The sequence below is a fragment of the Zoogloea sp. genome (assembly GCF_030157465.1).
In the GTDB taxonomy this organism is placed as follows: domain Bacteria; phylum Pseudomonadota; class Gammaproteobacteria; order Burkholderiales; family Rhodocyclaceae; genus Zoogloea.
Genome location: NZ_JAOAUU010000080.1, coordinates 1 through 16780 on the forward strand (window position 1 = coordinate 1; position 16780 = coordinate 16780).

At 64.5% G+C, this 16780-nt stretch carries 14 protein-coding genes; 2 read left to right on the plus strand and 12 right to left on the minus strand.

From position 1 onward, the window contains the following. Together dctP and Q1W26_RS10845 are read left to right on the plus strand one after the other, a co-directional pair. A partial coding sequence (gene dctP / locus Q1W26_RS10840; RefSeq protein ID WP_300439713.1) for a TRAP transporter substrate-binding protein DctP occupies positions 1–806 on the plus strand: 806 nt, incomplete at its 5' end. Between the two features lie 92 nt (positions 807–898). After that, positions 899–2707 (plus strand): TRAP transporter large permease subunit, encoded by a 1809-nt coding sequence (locus Q1W26_RS10845; RefSeq protein WP_300439715.1) that lies wholly within the window; start codon positions 899–901, stop codon positions 2705–2707. Positions 2708–2717: 10 nt separating this feature from the next. Here Q1W26_RS10845 and moaE read toward each other — a convergent pair whose 3' ends face one another. The 12 genes from moaE to Q1W26_RS10905 form a co-directional block, all read right to left on the minus strand. Beyond that, on the minus strand, positions 2718–3191 hold the full coding sequence (gene moaE, locus Q1W26_RS10850) for a molybdopterin synthase catalytic subunit MoaE (protein ID WP_300439717.1): 474 nt from the start codon (positions 3189–3191) through the stop codon (positions 2718–2720). A gap of 1 nt (position 3192) precedes the next feature. After that, positions 3193–3447, minus strand: a complete 255-nt coding sequence (gene moaD / locus Q1W26_RS10855; RefSeq protein WP_300439719.1) for a molybdopterin converting factor subunit 1 — start codon at positions 3445–3447, stop codon at positions 3193–3195. Then, a complete protein-coding gene (gene glp, locus Q1W26_RS10860; RefSeq protein WP_300439721.1) occupies positions 3444–4667 on the minus strand; it encodes a gephyrin-like molybdotransferase Glp in 1224 nt (407 codons plus the stop codon). Before glp ends, moaD begins: the two co-directional genes overlap by 4 nt. Continuing rightward, a complete protein-coding gene (mobB, locus tag Q1W26_RS10865) occupies positions 4664–5158 on the minus strand; it encodes a molybdopterin-guanine dinucleotide biosynthesis protein B (protein ID WP_300439723.1) in 495 nt (164 codons plus the stop codon). The genes glp and mobB overlap by 4 nt, the downstream gene beginning before the upstream one ends. Continuing rightward, positions 5155–6516 carry a hypothetical protein gene (locus Q1W26_RS10870; protein ID WP_300439725.1) on the minus strand — a complete coding sequence of 454 codons (1362 nt, stop codon included), beginning with the start codon at positions 6514–6516 and terminating at the stop codon, positions 5155–5157. Before Q1W26_RS10870 ends, mobB begins: the two co-directional genes overlap by 4 nt. A gap of 60 nt (positions 6517–6576) precedes the next feature. Beyond that, positions 6577–8535 (minus strand): ATP-dependent DNA helicase, encoded by a 1959-nt coding sequence (locus Q1W26_RS10875; RefSeq protein ID WP_300439727.1) that lies wholly within the window; start codon positions 8533–8535, stop codon positions 6577–6579. A gap of 20 nt (positions 8536–8555) precedes the next feature. Further along, positions 8556–9344 (minus strand): hypothetical protein, encoded by a 789-nt coding sequence (locus Q1W26_RS10880; protein ID WP_300439729.1) that lies wholly within the window; start codon positions 9342–9344, stop codon positions 8556–8558. 7 nt (positions 9345–9351) lie between these two features. Continuing rightward, positions 9352–10464, minus strand: a complete 1113-nt coding sequence (gene zapE, locus Q1W26_RS10885; protein ID WP_300439731.1) for a cell division protein ZapE — start codon at positions 10462–10464, stop codon at positions 9352–9354. 112 nt (positions 10465–10576) lie between these two features. Further along, positions 10577–11998: a dihydrolipoyl dehydrogenase gene (gene lpdA / locus Q1W26_RS10890; protein WP_300439733.1), complete on the minus strand. Its 1422-nt coding sequence runs from the start codon at positions 11996–11998 to the stop codon at positions 10577–10579. Positions 11999–12081: 83 nt separating this feature from the next. After that, positions 12082–13272 carry a 2-oxoglutarate dehydrogenase complex dihydrolipoyllysine-residue succinyltransferase gene (odhB, locus tag Q1W26_RS10895; protein WP_300439736.1) on the minus strand — a complete coding sequence of 397 codons (1191 nt, stop codon included), beginning with the start codon at positions 13270–13272 and terminating at the stop codon, positions 12082–12084. Positions 13273–13311: 39 nt separating this feature from the next. Beyond that, positions 13312–16140: a 2-oxoglutarate dehydrogenase E1 component gene (locus Q1W26_RS10900; protein ID WP_300439739.1), complete on the minus strand. Its 2829-nt coding sequence runs from the start codon at positions 16138–16140 to the stop codon at positions 13312–13314. A 155-nt stretch (positions 16141–16295) separates the two neighbouring features. Beyond that, a partial coding sequence (locus Q1W26_RS10905) for a citrate/2-methylcitrate synthase (RefSeq protein ID WP_300439740.1) occupies positions 16296–16780 on the minus strand: 485 nt, incomplete at its 5' end.

Genomic DNA, 16780 nt, shown 5'->3' on the forward strand with positions numbered 1-16780 from the left:
AGGGCGGCGAAACCGACATGGCCCGCCGCATGCGCATCGGCCAGTTGCAGGGCGCGCTGCTGTCGGTTGTCGGGCTGCGCGAGATCGAACCCTCCATCGCGGCGCTGCAAAACATGCCGCTGCTGTTCAGGAGCTGGGACGAAGTCGATTACGTGCGTGAAAAACTGCGCCCGGCCATGGAGAAGAAATTTCTCGACAAGGGCTTCGTGGTGCTGGCCTGGGGCGACGCCGGCTGGGTGCGCTTCTTCTCGAAGGAGGCCGCGGTGCGCCCGGACGACTATCGCAAGATGAAGTTCTTCGCCTGGGCCGGTGAAGCCGAGCAGCAGGACATCATGAAAAGCATCGGCTACACGCCCGTGCCACTGGAAACCAGCGACATCCTGCCCTCGATCCAGACCGGCATGATCAACGCGGTGCCCGCCACCCCCTACTTCGCGCTGGCCAGCCAGGTGTATGCCACCGCCCCCCACATGCTCGACATCAACTGGGCACCCATCGTCGGCGCCCTGGTGGTCACCAAAAAGGCCTGGGACGACATGAGCCCCGCCGCTCAGGACGCCCTGCGCAGCGCCGGCAGCAAGGCCGGCATGCAGATCCGGACCAAGGCCCGCCAGGAAGTGGACGAAGCCGTCGAAGCCATGAAAAAGCGCGGCCTGCAGATCCATAAGCCCACGCCCGAACAGATGAAGGAATGGAACGACCTGGCCGAAAAACTCTACCCCCGCATCCGCGGCAAGATGGTTCCGGCTGAAACCTTCGATGAAGTCATGGCGCTGCTCAAAGCCTACCGCGCCGGCAAGCGCTGACAGACGCCCGCCGGGGCAAACCCGTTTGCCCCCACACCCCTTGATAACCCGCGGCGGGCCGACACGCTCGCCGCCGCCAGAACGCTGAACCCATGCGCCGCTTCCCCGCCCTGGACGAATTCATCGCCTCCGCCGCCCTGGCGCTGATGACCCTGATCCCGTTGATCGAAATCGCCCTGCGCCCGCTGCACGGCAAGGGCATCACCAACGCCCCCATGATCGTGCAGCACCTGGGCCTGGCGCTGGCGATGTTCGGAGCCGTGCTGGCCGAGCGCGGCGGGCACCTCACCGCGCTCGGCAGCGGCTTTGCCACGGCAAGCAATCCGCGGCTCGCCCGGGCATCGACGCTCTTTGCCAAGGGCAGCGCGGCAATCCTGGCCGGCATGCTGGCCGCGGCCAGCTGGAGCTTTGTCGCCAGCGAACTGGAAGCCGGCCGCGAACTGGCCTACGGCATTCCGGTGTGGGCCATCCAGGCGCTGATGCCGGCCGGGTTCGTGATCCTGGGCGTCAAGCTCGGCAGTCGCTGCGCATCGCTGTTTGTTGTGCGACTCGCTATTGGCGTGGCGCTCACGGCGGCGGGCTTCGCCTTTGCCTGGTATTTCGACGGCGCCAGCCTGCCGCTGCTGCCCTTTGGCCTGTGGCTGCTTGCCGCGCTGCTGGCCGGCGCGCCGATCTTTGCCGTGCTCGGCGGATTGGCCCTCGCACTGTTCTGGTCCGAAGGCCAGCCGCTGGCCTCGGTGCCGCTGTCCCATTACCAGATCACCGTCAATCCATCGCTGCCGGCGCTGCCGCTATTCACGCTGGCCGGGCTGGTGTTTGCCCGGAGCGGCGCGGCCGGACGACTGGGCACGCTGTTCACCGCCTGCTTTGGAGGCGGCGCCACCGGCACGGTCATTGCGGCGGCGCTGCTGTGTTCATTTTTTACCGCCTTCACCGGCGGCAGCGGAGTCACCATCCTCGCCCTCGGCGGACTGCTGCTGCCGCTCCTGAAGGACGCCGGCTTTCCGGAGCGCCGCGGCATCAGCCTGGTGACCAGCGCCAGCGCACTCGGCGTGCTGCTGGCCCCGTCGGTGCCGCTGATCATGTACGCGATCATCGCCCGCGTGCCGATCAACACCATGTTCCTGGCGGGCATCGTGCCGGCGCTGGTGATGGTGGTTTTTCTGCTGATTTTCGGCGGCTACCTGCGCAAGGATGGCGTGGCCCCCCTTGCTGAAAACCGTCCGAAGGCCGATCTCGGCGCCGCACTCGCCGCGGCCTGGGCCGCCCGCTGGGAAATCCTCGCCCCGGTGGTGGCTATCGGCTCGCTGGTCAGCGGCATCGCCACGCCCACCGAGAGCGCCGCGCTCACCGCCGCCTACGCCCTCATCACCCAGGCCTTCGCCCACCGGGAACTCGACTGGCCGACGCTGCGGCGCTGCCTGGCCGACTGCGCACAGGTGATCGGCGGCGTGATGGTGATCCTCGGCATGGCCCTCGGCCTGACCAACTATCTGGTGGACGCCGGCATTCCCGACGCGGCGGTGGAATGGGTGCAGCAGGCGCTGCCGAACAAGTTCGCCTTCATGGTGGCGCTCAACATCTTCCTGTTCGCCGCCGGCGCGCTGATGGAAATCTACGCCGCCATCGTCGTGCTGGTGCCGCTGCTGCTGCCGGTGGCCATCAGCTACGGCATCGACCCGGTGCACTTTGGCGTGATCTTTCTGGCGGTGATGGAAATGGGCTTTCTGTGCCCGCCTGCCGGCATGAACATCTTCTTTGCTTCGGCGATGTTCAGAAAACCGATCCGGGAAATCGCGGTTTCGGTGCTGCCGGCGCTGCTCGCGATCTTCCTCGGCGCGCTGGCGATCTCGTGGATGCCGTGGCTGGCAACCGGGCTGCCGGAGCTGTTTGCCCGGTAGCCGCGCAAACTCAGTCTGGCGTGCGGCCCCACCGCGCCGCCGCAGAATCATCGGCTTCACGGGCATCCACCCAGCGGCCGCCTGCGGGCGTGTCTTCCTTTTTCCAGAAGGGGGCGCGGGTTTTCAGGTAGTCCATGATGAACTCGCAGGCGGCAAAGGCGTCGCCCCGGTGGCTGCTGGCAACACCGACGAAGACGATGCGCTCGCCGGGCACCAGGCGGCCGAAGCGGTGGATGACCCGCGTACCGAGCAGGCTCCAGCGCCCGTCGGCTTCGGCAACAATGGCTTCGAGCGACTTCTCGGTCATGCCGGGATAGTGCTCCAGCGTCATCGCCGACACGTCGTCGTCCTCGCCTGCCAGCGTGTCGGCCCGCACCAGCCCGACGAAGCTCGCCACCGCGCCCACGTCGGCGCGCCCCGCCGACAGGGCTTCGATTTCTGCGCCGACATCGAAGTCGGCCTCCTGGACGCTGATGGTGTTCAAGCTAACCTCCGGTTACCGGCGGAAAGAAGGCGACTTCGTCCCGATCGGCCACGGCCGCTTCGGGGCCGACCATGTTCTGGTTGATGGCAGCGCGCACGTTTCGCCCTTCTTCCAGCGCCTCCCACACACCGCCGCGTCTGGCCAGATGACCACGCAAGTCGCCCAGGGTGGCGATGCTGGCCGGCAGGGTGAGGGTTTCGTGGGAATAGCCGAGGGTTTCACGCAGGCTGGCGAAATAGAGAACCTTGATGCTCATGACAACAACTCAGAGTAGGGAATGAACTGGACCTGCTCCCCGGCCGCAAGCGACGTGCCGGGAGGGGTACTGACGAGGCCATCGGCCCACACCGTCGAGGTGAGGACGCCGGGGCCCTGGTTGGGGAAAAGCACAACCCGGCCATCGTCGCCGATGCGCGCCCGCAGGAACTCGCGACGGCGGTCGGGCCGGGGCCAGTCGAAGCCGGCGGTGAGCGGAATCTCGCGCGGCAGGCAATCGGCCACGCCCATCGCGCGGAGCACAAAAGGCCGCACCAGCATGATGAAGGTGACGAAGCTCGACACGGGGTTGCCGGGCAGGCCGATGAAGGCAGCGCCCGCGCCACCCGCCAGATCGTTCACGTGGCCAAAAGCCACCGGCTTGCCGGGCTTCATCGCCACGAGCCACAAATCGAGCCGGCCCTCGGCCTGTACAGCGGGCTTGACGTGGTCTTCCTCGCCCACCGACACGCCGCCGCTGGTGACGATCAGGTCGTTGCCGGCCGCCGCGCCGCGCAGCGCCGCACGGGTGGCCTCGAGATCGTCCGGCACGATGCCGAGGTCGGAGACTTCACAGCCCAGGGCTTCGAGAAGGCCGCGCAGCACGTAGCGGTTGGAGTTGTAGATGGCACCGGGCGGCAGCGGATCACCGGGCATGACGAGTTCGTCGCCGGTTGAAAACAGCGCCACGCGCAGGCGGCGGTACACCGGCAGCGTTGCACAGCCCACCGACGCGGCAAGGCCCAGCATCTGGGGGTTGAGGCGCACGCCGGCCGCCAGCACGGTGCTGCCGAGGGCGATATCCTCGCCGGCCCGGCGAATCCACTCACCGGGCTTGGGCACATGGTCGATCACCACGCTGTCGCCATCGATGCTGCACAGCTCCTGCATCACGATGGCGTCGGCACCACGCGGCACCGGCGCGCCGGTGAAGATGCGTGCCGCCGTGCCCCGCGCCAGCGCGTGGCCAACCGAGCCGGCAGGAATGCGCTGGGCAACGGTGAGCCGCGCGCCTGCAGCCGTCACGTCGGCCGTGTTGATGGCGTAGCCATCCATAGCCGAATTGTCCAGCGGCGGCACCTGCAGGCCGGAAACCTGGTCGGCGGCGAGCACACGCCCGAGGGCCGCAGCGGTGGAAACCTTGTCGATGCCCGTAACGGGCGTGGCGGCGGCCAGCAGTGCCGACCGCACGTCCTCGAAGGCGCGCATGGGATTGCTCATATCAGGCCCTGATGATGAAGGATGAAGCCGGCCACGGCGGCCGGGTCGTTGAGATCAAGACGCTCCAGGGGCGCGTCGAGTTCCCCGTCGGTGGCAATCGCAACGATGGCCGGATTGTCGGGGTACAGCAGCGGGCGGGCGTGGGCCGGGCGATGCACCTCGAGCTTGGGAATCTGCACATTCTTGAAGCCCTCGACCAGCACGAGGTCGCAGGGCGACAGGCGCCCCAGCTGCACATCGAGATCCGGCTCCGGCGCGCCGCGCAGTTCGTGCATCAGCACCCAGCGCTCGTCGGAAATCAGCAGGATCTCGCTCGCCCCGGCTTCGCGGTGGCGCCAGGAATCCTTGCCCGGCTTGTCCACGTCGAAACCATGATGGGCATGCTTGATGACCGACACACTAAGGCCGCGGCCGGTGATCTGCGGAATGATCTTTTCGATCAACGTGGTCTTGCCGGAACCGGACCAGCCGGCGAATCCGAAGACTTTCATGCCCCCGCGCCCTCTTCCCCGTGCTCGCAGGGCACGGCCAGAACCGGCGCAAAACCGCCGCCGGGCGTACGAAAATTGGTGGTCTGGCCGCGATACAGACGAGCCGTTACCAGTTGGACTTCGCCGCGATAGACGTAGTTGCGCAAATCCATCTTGAGGTCGACGGTTGCCCCTTCAACTTCAAGACGCCGCTCGGTGGGGGGCACCAGAGCCTGGGCGATGTAGTCGCCGGCCAGGATCTCCTCGAAGACCCGCTTGGTGAGCTTGTCGCCGCGATACGCGCCGCGACTGCCGAAACCCGACGCCGGCTTGAAGAACAGGCGGCGCCGACGCGCCCAGAAATCATCCGCCTGCTCGCGCACAACCGCTTCGGTGCGCGGCACGCCGGCAACAACCGTGGCGATGCTGCCCTCGCCAACGCCCAGGCTGCGCAAGCGGGCCGGATCGGAGAGCAGCACCAGGTTGCGCTTGTCGGCATACAGCGCGTGGGCCCGCGGGTGCGGCGTGATGACCGCCGAACCGGCAAACCATGCCTCGCGCAGGGCGCGGCTGGCCGGAGCCTCAAGGGCAAAATCGGTAAGACGGTTATAGACGAGGTCAACCGGCTGGCCGTGGAGCGTGAGCCCGGCGCCGGTGTGCACAAGCTCGGCAGGATCGCAGATCCAGGCGGTGATGCCGTGACGCTCGAAGAGCCGCTGGAAGAGCAGGAACTCGGGCAGCAGGTATTGCTCCTGCGGGGCCTCGTCGACGATGGCGATGCTGCGGAGCACTACCTCACCCCGCTCGGCCCGCCACTCGGCGCGAAACATCTCGACGAAACGCGCTTCGAGGTCGGCCGCATCGCTCCCCTGCATGGCTTCCATCGCCTCGGCCACCTCGTTGCAGCAGGCCCGCTGGGCGCGACCGAGGATGGCATTGAGCAGACCGCCACCCGCGTTGGTGTTGATCTCGATCAGTTGCGGCCCATCGGCCCCCAGGTGAAAGTCGTAGCCGAGAAAAACCCCCGCGGCCTTTGCCGGCCGCCGGGCGCTTTCAGGCGCCCAGGCCAGTACCGTGTCCTGCCAGGCCGGCAGCGCGACAACATCTTCGATGGCTGCCACCACATCGGCCATGCGCTTCACGTGGCGGGCCGACACAAAGGCCATCGAATCGGCGAAAAGGTGCGGCCGCGACTCGGCCAGCATGGCCTGCAGCGCGCCGTCCCGCGGGTCGCGGGCGAGCGCGCCGACAAGCGCCTGGCGGTCGAGCGAGACGCACTGGCAACCGGCATTGAGCGCCTCGGCGGTGCCCGCGCAGTTGCCGCTTGCCAGCGCGGCAAGAAAGGTTTCGGAAAGCTTGGATGAGCCTTTGACGGGCATGGAGGGCAACGCGGAACAATGAACAGGCAGGCGCCGGATTGTATCAAGCGCCTGCGTTGCTTAGGTGCGCGCCGCCGGCGGCGGCAGCTCTTCAAGAAAGGCCACCACCTCGGCCTCGTGCTTGCTGCGCCGCATCGGCGGCAGGCTTTGCCAGACGCGCTTGCCGTAGGGCTTGGTGAGCATGCGCGGATCGCAGATGGCGAGCACGCCCTTGTCCCGCTCGGTGCGGATCAAGCGGCCGGCCCCCTGCTTGACGTTGATCACGGCGCGCGGCAACTGATATTCCATGAAGGGGCTGCGGCCGGCCTTCTGCATGTTTTCAATGCGTGCCGCGAGCACGGGGTCGTCGGGCGGCGCGAAGGGCAGCTTGTCGATCACCACCACCGACAACGCATCGCCAGGCACGTCCACGCCTTCCCAGAAGCTCTGGCTGGCCACCAGGATGGCGTTGCCGAGGCGCCGGAAGCGCTCGAGCAGTTCGGTGCGCGAACCTTCGCCCTGGATCAGCAGCGGCAGATCCAGCTTTTCGCGCGCCAGATCATCGGCGATCAGTTCGTGGATGCGGCGCATGGCGCGCAGCGAGGTGCACAGCACGAAGGTTCGGCCATGGGCCGCGCGGATCAGCGGAAAAGCCACCTTGGCCACCGCATCCGGGTATTCGGGGCTGTTCGGCTCGGGCATGTCTTGCGGTGCGTAAAGCACGGCCTGCTTCTGATAATCGAAGGGGCTGCCCCACACGGCGGTCTCGATGGGTGGCTCGACCCAGTTGAGGCCCAGCTCGCGGCAGTAATGGCCAAAATCCCGGCCGACGGCCAGGGTGGCCGAGGTGAACACCCAGGCCCGCGGGTGGCCATCCATCTGGCGCTTGAAGATTGCGGCAATCGACAGCGGCGTGGCATTGAGGGACAAGGTCTGGCTGAAGACTTCAACCCAGCGCACCCACTCGCCGCCCTCCGGCACCTGCCAGCGGGCCAGCCGCTCCTGCAGCTCCTGGGTGCGGCGCAGGCAGTTGGCGAGGCCTTCCGAACGCTCGGCCTGGGTTTCAAGCATCGTGCCGAACCCGGCCAGTTCGGTGTCCAGGATTTCGACGGCTTCGTGGAAGGCCTTGTTGTCGTCGAGCTGCGCAAAACCGAAGCGGGCGTTTTCGGTGGGAATGGACAGGCGCAGGTCGCGGGCGGCTTTTTCGAGCTTGCGGGTGGCTTCGATCAGGTCGATGCAATCCCGCGCGGCGGCCACGGTTTCCGAGCGCGTATCGCGGGCGAGTTCGAGAAGCTGGGCCGTTGAAACGCTTTCGCCGAAAAACAGGCTGGCGGTTTCCGGCAACTGGTGGGCTTCGTCAAAGATGACCGCGTTGCACGAGGGCAACAACTCGCCCATGCCTTCGTCACGCAGCATCACGTCGGCAAAGAACAGGTGATGGTTGACCACCACCACATCGGCGTCCATCGCCGCCCGCCGCGCGTTGGCGACGAAACATTCCTTGATGTTGGGGCATTCCTGCCCCAGGCAGTTATCCCGCGACGAAGTGGCAAACTGCCAGGCGAAGGCGTCTTCCGGCACTTCCGGACATTCGGCCTTGTCTCCGCTCTGGGTTATTTCCATGAAGCGCCCGATGGCACGCACGTGGGCCGAATCCTCAGGGGTCTGGAAGCGGCCGTCGACGAGGTTGCGGGCCAGGTGGTAATGGCACACGTAGTTGGCGCGGCCCTTGAGCAAGGCAACCCCGACCGGCACCTTGAGCGCGGCGCGGATGGTGGGCAGGTCGCGGTTGAAGAGCTGGTCCTGCAGGGTTTTGGTGCCGGTGGAGATGATCACCTTGCCGCCGTTCAGCAGCGCCGGAACCAGGTAGGCGTAGGTTTTTCCGGTGCCGGTCCCGGCCTCGGCCACCAGCACGCGGTTCTCCTTGAGCGTGCTGGCAATGCGCTCGGCCATCTCGACCTGCTGCGGGCGCGGGGAAAATCCGGGGATCGCCGCGGCCAGGGGGCCGTCGGCGGCAAAAGCGGTTTCAATATTCATCATTCAGGAAGCAGGAAGAGATGCTATTCGATCGCATCGACGCGCAGCCAGACCTGGCCGCCGGACTGGCTGCTGCTCCGGGCGAATCCGGTGCTGCCGTAATCCGCGCGATGGGTGTCCGACTGACTGGCACCCAGGGAAATCCACGTGCCCAGCGGCCCGGAAACCGTGGTCGTCAGTCGCGCTGACTCCACCACGCCATCCGGCCCGACCTGCTCCAGCGACGGACTGATCTCGACATTCACCCGATCGCCCAGCACCTGCGGCAGCGCATAAAAGCCCGAGCCCACATCCGTGCGACGCACGGAATCCACCCGCACCCAGCCACCCGGCGTCGCCCGCCACTCGCGCATCACCAGCGGAAGCGACTGCCCGACGCGGATCAGCGCCCGGCCGCCTTCGAGCACCTGCACCTGCTGGCTGACCGCGTCCTCGCGGTGGCTGTCGGTGCTGCCGCCCTGAATCTCAACCCGGCTGCCGCCCTGCCCTGCGCGGCCGGAGGCGCCGACACCGCCGCCCTGCCCGTGCCATGCAGCGGTCTGGCGAACCGACACGACAAGTTGCCGCAGCGGGGTGTCCAGAGCGGCGATGGCTGTGCGCAGTTCGGCAAGATTGGCTGGCGAAACGCGCAGCAGGATCTTGTCGCCCAGGCTGCTGACTGCGCCGCCCGGCTCGACAAAGGGCTGAAGGCCGGCCAGAACCTGCTCGGCCGGACGATGCCGGAGCGTGACGATCTCGAGCTGCGCCCCGGCCGCGGCCGGCAGGGCCAGCGCGGCAAGGCCGGCGAGGAAGGCGATGCGCCACGCGCTCATCGAGCGTCTATTCAGTGCGGTGCGCTTCGGCGAGGTAGTCGCGGGAACGCATCTCGATCAGACGGCTGACGGTGCGCAGAAACTCGTTGGCTTTGTGCCCTTCGCGGTAAAGGTCATACGCCTGGCACTCGGCGCTGACCACCAGCTTGACCCGGTGATCGTAAAGCACGTCGATCAGCCAGGTGAAACGCCGCGCCTCGGACGCCATCGCAGCGCTCATTTTGGGCACGCGGGAGAGAATCAGCGTGTGATGTTCGCGGGCAATTTCGAGGTAATCGTTCTGCGACCGGTTGCCGCCACACAGCGTGTCAAAGTCGAACCAGATCACGCCCGGCGCCTTGCGCTGCACCTTGAGCGTGCGCTCCAGCACCTCGATCTCGCCAGGCTCGCCCTTCGTGCCGGCAATCTTCTCGAAATCCATCGCCAGATGCCGGTCGGCCGCTTCGTCGGCAGGTACGAGGAAGGCATCCATCTGCTCGAGCGTGCGCAGGCGGTAATCCGTTCCGTGATCCACCTCGACCACATCGAAACGACGCTTGATCATGTCGATGGTGGGCAGGAAATTGATACGCTGCAGGCCGTTCGGGTAGAGGCCGTCCGGCGGGTAGTTGGAGGTCATCACGAAGACCGTGCCGCGGGCGAACAAGGCCTCGAGCAGCCGGCCGAGGATCATCGCATCGGCGATGTCCGACACGTGAAACTCGTCGAAACACAGCAGGCGGGTTTCGCGGGAAATACGGTCGGCCACCTTTTGCAGCGGATCCGGCTCGTTGTTGAATTTCTTGAGGTCGTTCTGCACTTCCTGCATGAAGGCATGGAAGTGCACCCGGCGTTTGCGCTGATAGGGCACCGAGTCATAAAAGCAATCCATCAGGAAGCTCTTGCCGCGCCCCACGCCGCCCCAGAAATAAACGCTGCGCGGCTGCTTGGGTCGCGACAGGAGCTTGCGGATCGTCCCGCGCCGGGCAACCTTGAAAGCCACCAGTTCGGAGTAGAGCCCCTGCAGCCGCTGGGCCGCCGCGCGCTGGGCCGGATCGGACTTGAAACCCTTGGCCTTGAGGGTCGCCTCGTAGGCGTCGAGCATGCCGTGTTCAGAGACTTTAAGAATTCGGTGGGGCATTGTCTTGATTGGGTAAAACCAAAAGAAATCGGGGGCGGGCAGGCATTTTAGCGCCTGACCACCCCCGGCTGAAACAGGACGACCTCACGGTCGCCCCGCTCCATCAGAGCTTTCAGAAGTGCAGCGGACGCTTATCCACGGCCAGCGCTGCTTCATGCACCGCTTCCGACAGGGTCGGGTGAGCGTGGCAGATGCGCGCCAGATCTTCGGAAGCACCCGCAAACTCCATCGTCACCACCGCCTCGCCGATCAGCTCGGACGCGTTGGCACCGATGATATGCACACCGAGGATACGGTCGGTCTTGGCATCGGCCAGCATCTTGACGAAGCCGGACGGGCTGCCTGCACCCAGCGCACGGCCATTGGCCGCAAACGGGATCTTGCCGACACGGTATTCGACGCCATCGGCCTTGAGCTGCTGCTCGGTCTTGCCGACCCAGGCGATTTCCGGCGACGTGTAGATGACCCACGGCACGGTGTCGAAATTGCAGTGACCGGCCTGGCCCGCCATCAGCTCGGCAACCATCACGCCCTCTTCCATCGCCTTGTGCGCCAGCATCGGGCCGCGCACCACGTCACCCACCGCCCACACGCCGGGCAGGCTGGTCTTGCAGTGATCATCGACCTCGATGAAGCCACGGGCATCGATCTTGAGGCCGACCGCTTCGGCATTGAGGCCGCCGGTGTTGGGCACGCGACCGACGGAAACGATCAGACGGTCGAATTCGGCCGTCTTGGCGCCATCCTTGGTCTCGTACTCGACCGTGACGGACTTCTTGCCGGCCGTCACCTTGCCGACCTTGACCGACAGCTTGATGTCGAGGCCCTGCTTGGTGAAGAGCTTGAGGGCTTCCTTCGCGACGTCCTGGTCGGCCGCACCGAGGAAGCTGTCCATCGCTTCGAGGATGGTCACTTCGGAACCGAGACGATTCCACACGGAACCCATTTCGAGGCCGATCACGCCGGAGCCGATGAGGCCGAGGCGCTTGGGCACGGCGTCGATGTCGAGGGCGCCGATGTTGTCGCAAATCAGCTTGTTATCGACCGGAATGCCCGGCAGGTGACGGGCGGACGAACCGGTTGCCACGATGACCTGCTTGGCTTCGACAACTTCTTCGCCCACCTTGACCTGCCAGCCGGCATCGGTCCTGGCGACGAAAGAGCCATGGCCCGCCAGGAAGGTGACCTTGTTCTTCTTGAACAGGCCCTTGATGCCGGACGTGAGCTGGTCGACCACCTTGGACTTGCGGGCAATCATCTTGGTCACGTCGATCTTCGGCGTGCCCACGGAAATGCCCTGCTCCTCGAAGCTGTGACCGGCTTCTTCAAACAGGTGGGAGGTGTGCAGCAGCGCCTTCGAGGGAATGCAGCCCACGTTGAGGCAGGTGCCACCCAGACGGGGCTCGCCCTTCGGATCGGCGTAGGGATTGGATTCGGCACACGCCGTGTTGAAACCGAGTTGCGCAGCGCGGATCGCAGCCACGTAGCCACCGGGACCACCGCCAATGACCAGAACGTCGAATTGCTTCGCCATATGTATTCTTCCTTGTTCGGATTGAAACAAGGCACGGCGGCGACAGGAAACCCGCCGCCGCCGTGCCTCTCAGGTCAGAGAGATCAGACGTCCAGCAGCAGACGCGACGGATCTTCCATGGCTTCCTTCATGGTCACCAGGCCAAGCACGGCTTCACGGCCATCGATGATCCGGTGGTCGTAGGACATGGCGAGGTAGTTGATCGGGCGAACCACAACCTGACCATTTTCAACCACGGCGCGATCCTTGGTTGCATGGATGCCCAGAATCGCCGATTGCGGCGGGTTGATGATCGGGGTCGACATCATCGAACCGAACACGCCACCGTTGGAGATGGAGAAGGTGCCGCCGGTGAGCTCTTCGAGGGAGATCTTGCCGTCCTTGGCCTTCTGGCCATATTCGGCAATCTTCTTCTCGATGTCGGCGATGGACATCTGGTCGGCGTCACGCAGGATCGGCACCACCAGGCCACGGGGCGAACCGACAGCGATACCGATGTCGATGTAGCCGTGGTAGATGATGTCGTTGCCATCAACCGAGGCGTTCAAGACCGGGTACTTCTTGAGGGCCGCAACAGCAGCCTTCACGAAGAAACCCATGAAGCCCAGGCGCACGCCATGAGCCTTCTCGAACTTCTCGGCATACTGCTTGCGCAGTGCCATCACCGGAGCCATGTTGACTTCGTTGAAGGTGGTGAGGATGGCGTTTTCGTTCTTCGACTGGATCAGGCGCTCGGCAATGCGGGCACGCAGACGGGTCATCGGAACGCGCTGCTCGGGACGATCCCCGGTGGCAATCGCCACGGCCGGCGCAGCAACCGCGGCAGCCTTCGGCTGGGCGGCAACGGCATCTTCCTTGGTCACACGACCACCACGGCCGGAACCGGACACATCGGCGGCAGCCACACCCTTCTCGTCGAGAATCTTGCGGGCCGACGGGCTGGCTGCGCCAGCGGCAGAGGACGAAGCAGCAGCGGCAGGCGCAGCGACAGCGGCAGGTGCTGCAGCAGCAGCCGGAGCACCGGCAGCCGCAGTGGCTTCGGTGTCGATGGTCGCAATGACTTCACCCGAGGTCACGGAATCGCCACCGTTCTTGACGATCTTGACCAGCACGCCGGCAGCCGGGGCCGGGGTCTCGAGCACGACCTTGTCGGTTTCGATGTCGATCAGGTTTTCGTCGCGAGCAACGGCATCGCCTTCCTTTTTGTGCCAGCTGACCAGCGTGGCTTCGGAAACGGACTCGGACAGTTGCGGTACTTTGACTTCGATCAGCATGTTTTCTCCCTTTTGTTCAGTTCAGCACGGACTTGGGCATCAGGCTTTGATTTCGCCAAACGCATTTTCGATAACCGCTTTTTGCTGCGCGTTGTGCTTGGCGTAGTAACCCACGGCCGGCGATGCAGAGGCCGGACGAGACACCAGCAGGAACTTGTGATTGTCGCCAAGCGCACTGTCCAGATGATGGCGGGAGGCGAGCCAGTACCAGACGCCCTGGTTGCGGGGCTCTTCCTGGCACCACACCACTTCCTTGGCGTTCGGATACTTGTTCACTTCGCCCCTGAAAGCATCCGCCGGGAACGGGTAGAGCTGCTCGAGGCGAACGATGGCGATGTCCTTGATGTCGTTGGCACGACGATGGGCCAGCAGTTCGTAGTAGATCTTGCCGGAACACACCACCACGCGCCTGACTGCGTTGGCGTCGAGTTCGTCGACTTCGCCGATCACGGTTTCGAAAGTACCCTTGGACAGGTCTTCGAGCGAGGACACGGCATCCTTGTGGCGCAGCAAAGACTTGGGCGTGATGATCACCAGCGGCTTGCGCAGCTTGCGCAGGGCCTGGCGACGCAGCAGATGGAAGATCTGCGACGGGCCGGACGGGATGCACACTTCCATGTTCATCTCGGCGCACAACTGCATGTAGCGCTCGATACGGGCGGACGAGTGCTCCGGGCCCTGACCTTCGTAGCCATGCGGCAGCATCATGACCAGGCCACACTGACGACCCCACTTGGCCTCGCCGGAGCTGATGAACTGGTCCATCACGACCTGGGCGCCGTTGGCGAAGTCACCGAACTGGGCCTCCCAGATCACGAGCTGGTTGGGCTCGGCTGACGAGTAGCCGTATTCGAAGGCCAGCACGGCCTCTTCGGACAGCACCGAGTCGTAGCAGTAGAACGGCGCCTGACCTTCGCGGATGTTCTGCAGCGGGTAGAGCGTGCCGTCATGCCACTGGTCACGGTTCTGATCGTGCAGCGCAGCATGGCGGTGGAAGAACGTACCGCGGCCCACGTCTTCACCGGAAATCCGCACCGGGAAGCCTTGCACCAGCAGGCTGGCGTAAGCGAGGTTTTCGCCCATACCCCAGTCGAGCGGCAGCTTGCCTTCGCCCATCGCCTTGCGGTCGTCGATGATCTTCTGCACACGCGAGTGCAGCACGAAGCCTTCCGGCGTCGTGGTCAGCGCCTTGGACAGCCGCTTGAGCTCGGCCATCGGCACCTTGCTGTCGCATTTGTCGGTGTACTTCTTGTTGACGTACGGCCCCCAGTCCTGAGAGAACTGGCGCTTGAAGTCGGACAGCACGGGATTGGTGAGGAGTTCGCCCTTGTCGAGTGCAGCGCGGTAGTCCTTGATGAACTGCTCCGGCTCGTCGGCCTGGCAGATGCCCTGCGCGACCAGCTTGTCGGCGTAGAGCTTGCGCGTGCCAGGGTGCTTGGCGATCTTCTTGTACATCAGCGGCTGGGTCACCATCGGCTCGTCGGCCTCGTTGTGACCAAGCTTGCGGAAGCAGACGATGTCCACAACCACGTCCTTCTTGAACTCCTGCCGATACTCGACGGCGATGCCCATCACGAAGGCAACCGCTTCCGGATCGTCACCGTTGACGTGGAAGATCGGCGCTTCGGACATTTTGAAGATGTCCGTGCAATACAGCGAAGAACGGTAGTCGCGCGGATCGGAGGTGGTGAAGCCGATCTGGTTGTTCACGACAATGTGGATCGTGCCGCCCGTGCCGTAGCCTCGCGTCTGCGCGAAGTTGAGCATTTCCTGGTTCACACCCTGGCCGGCAACGGCCGCATCGCCGTGAATGATCACCGGAACGACTTCCGACTTGCCGGTTTCGCCGCGACGGGTCTGACGGGCATACACCGAGCCTTCGACCACCGGGTTGACGATTTCAAGGTGCGACGGGTTGAAGGCCAGCGTCAGATGGACCGGGCCACCAGCCGTCATGACATCGCTGGAGAAACCCATGTGGTACTTCACGTCGCCGGCGGAAAGGTCAGAAACGGCCTTGCCTTCGAATTCGGAGAACAGCATGCTCGGCGACTTGCCGAGCGTATTCACCAGCACGTTCAGACGGCCGCGGTGAGCCATGCCGATGACGATTTCCTGGACGCCCCTGCTGCCGGATGCACGGACCAGTTCGTCCATCGCGACGATCGTGCTTTCGCCACCTTCCAGCGAGAAGCGCTTCTGGCCGACGTACTTGGTGTGCAGATAGCGCTCCATCGTCTCGGCGGCCGTGAGGCGCTCGAGAATCCGGCGTTGCTTGGCAGTTTCGAACACCGGCTTGCCGCGGTTCGGCTCGAGACGAGCCTGGATCCAGCGCTTCTCGCCGATGTCCGTCATGTACATGTACTCGGCGCCGATGGAGCCGCAGTAGGTCTGGCGAACGGCGTCGAGGATCTCGCGCAGGGTGGCGCGATCGCTCGGCAGACCGTGGAACGAGCCGGTATTGAAGGTCTCGTTCAGATCGGCCTCGGTGAAGCCGTAGTGGGAAAGCTCCAGCTCGTGGATTTCCGGACGCTCGGTTCGCTTGAGCGGATCGAGCTGAGCCCAGCGGGTACCGAGGAATCGGTGGGCGTTGATCAGTTGCAGGACGCTGACCTGCTTCTGGTCGCCGCCGCCCGAAGCCAGCACGGTACGAACCGGGCCGCGCTTCGCCATATCGGCAAAGGCATTAATGATCGGATAGTGCGCGACATCGCGGCCGTTACCCGGAGTGTTCTGCAGCGAATCGAAATAGCTCCGCCATTCGTCGGATACGGAATCCGGGTTGTCGAGGTAGTTCTCGTAAAGTTCCTCGATGAACGGCGCATTGCTGCCGAACAGTTGGGAGCTTTCAAAAAGCTGTTTCATCATTGGCGTCCACCTGGCGTGTGTCTTGATTTTTTGAACGTACTTCAATGCAGAGAGGGAGCCCCTCTAGTTTTCTAATCAGATAAACGAAGCGGGATCACTCGATAACTCGAGCATCCCGCATTCGTTTTCTGTGTCCCCTCCCCCTCAGGGCTGACTTAGCCGCGCTGGGACAGAGGTACGACGTCGCGACGAGCGGCGCCGATGTAGAGCTGACGCGGACGACCGATCTTGTATTCCGGATCGGTGATCATTTCTTCCCACTGCGTCATCCAGCCAACCGTACGGGCCAGAGCGAAGATGCAGGTGAACATGTCGGTCGGGATGCCGAGGGCCTTTTGTACGATGCCGGAGTAGAAGTCCACGTTCGGGTAGAGCTTCTTCTCGACGAAGTACGGATCTTCAAGGGCGATCTTTTCCAGCTCCATTGCGAGCTTGAAGAGACGGTCGTTCTCAAGACCGAGTTCGTTCAGAACGTCGTAGCAGACCTTGCGCATCAGCTTGGCGCGCGGGTCGAAGTTCTTGTACACGCGGTGACCAAAGCCCATCAGCTTGAAACTGTCGTTCTTGTCTTTGGCACGGGCGATGTACTCGCCAACGCGGGAAACGTCGCCGATTTCTTCCAGCATTTTCAGACAGGCTT

Coding starts and splice junctions, on each gene's coding strand:
- Q1W26_RS10870 (WP_300439725.1), bottom strand. CDS start 6,516: ATGCCCGTCAAAGGCTCATCCAAGCTTTCCGAAACCTTTCTTGCCGCG.
- odhB (WP_300439736.1), bottom strand. CDS start 13,272: ATGCTGATCGAAGTCAAAGTACCGCAACTGTCCGAGTCCGTTTCCGAA.
- Q1W26_RS10845 (WP_300439715.1), top strand. CDS start 899: ATGCGCCGCTTCCCCGCCCTGGACGAATTCATCGCCTCCGCCGCCCTG.
- moaD (WP_300439719.1), bottom strand. CDS start 3,447: ATGAGCATCAAGGTTCTCTATTTCGCCAGCCTGCGTGAAACCCTCGGC.
- zapE (WP_300439731.1), bottom strand. CDS start 10,464: ATGCCCCACCGAATTCTTAAAGTCTCTGAACACGGCATGCTCGACGCC.
- lpdA (WP_300439733.1), bottom strand. CDS start 11,998: ATGGCGAAGCAATTCGACGTTCTGGTCATTGGCGGTGGTCCCGGTGGC.
- glp (WP_300439721.1), bottom strand. CDS start 4,667: ATGAGCAATCCCATGCGCGCCTTCGAGGACGTGCGGTCGGCACTGCTG.
- Q1W26_RS10880 (WP_300439729.1), bottom strand. CDS start 9,344: ATGAGCGCGTGGCGCATCGCCTTCCTCGCCGGCCTTGCCGCGCTGGCC.
- mobB (WP_300439723.1), bottom strand. CDS start 5,158: ATGAAAGTCTTCGGATTCGCCGGCTGGTCCGGTTCCGGCAAGACCACG.
- Q1W26_RS10875 (WP_300439727.1), bottom strand. CDS start 8,535: ATGATGAATATTGAAACCGCTTTTGCCGCCGACGGCCCCCTGGCCGCG.
- Q1W26_RS10900 (WP_300439739.1), bottom strand. CDS start 16,140: ATGATGAAACAGCTTTTTGAAAGCTCCCAACTGTTCGGCAGCAATGCG.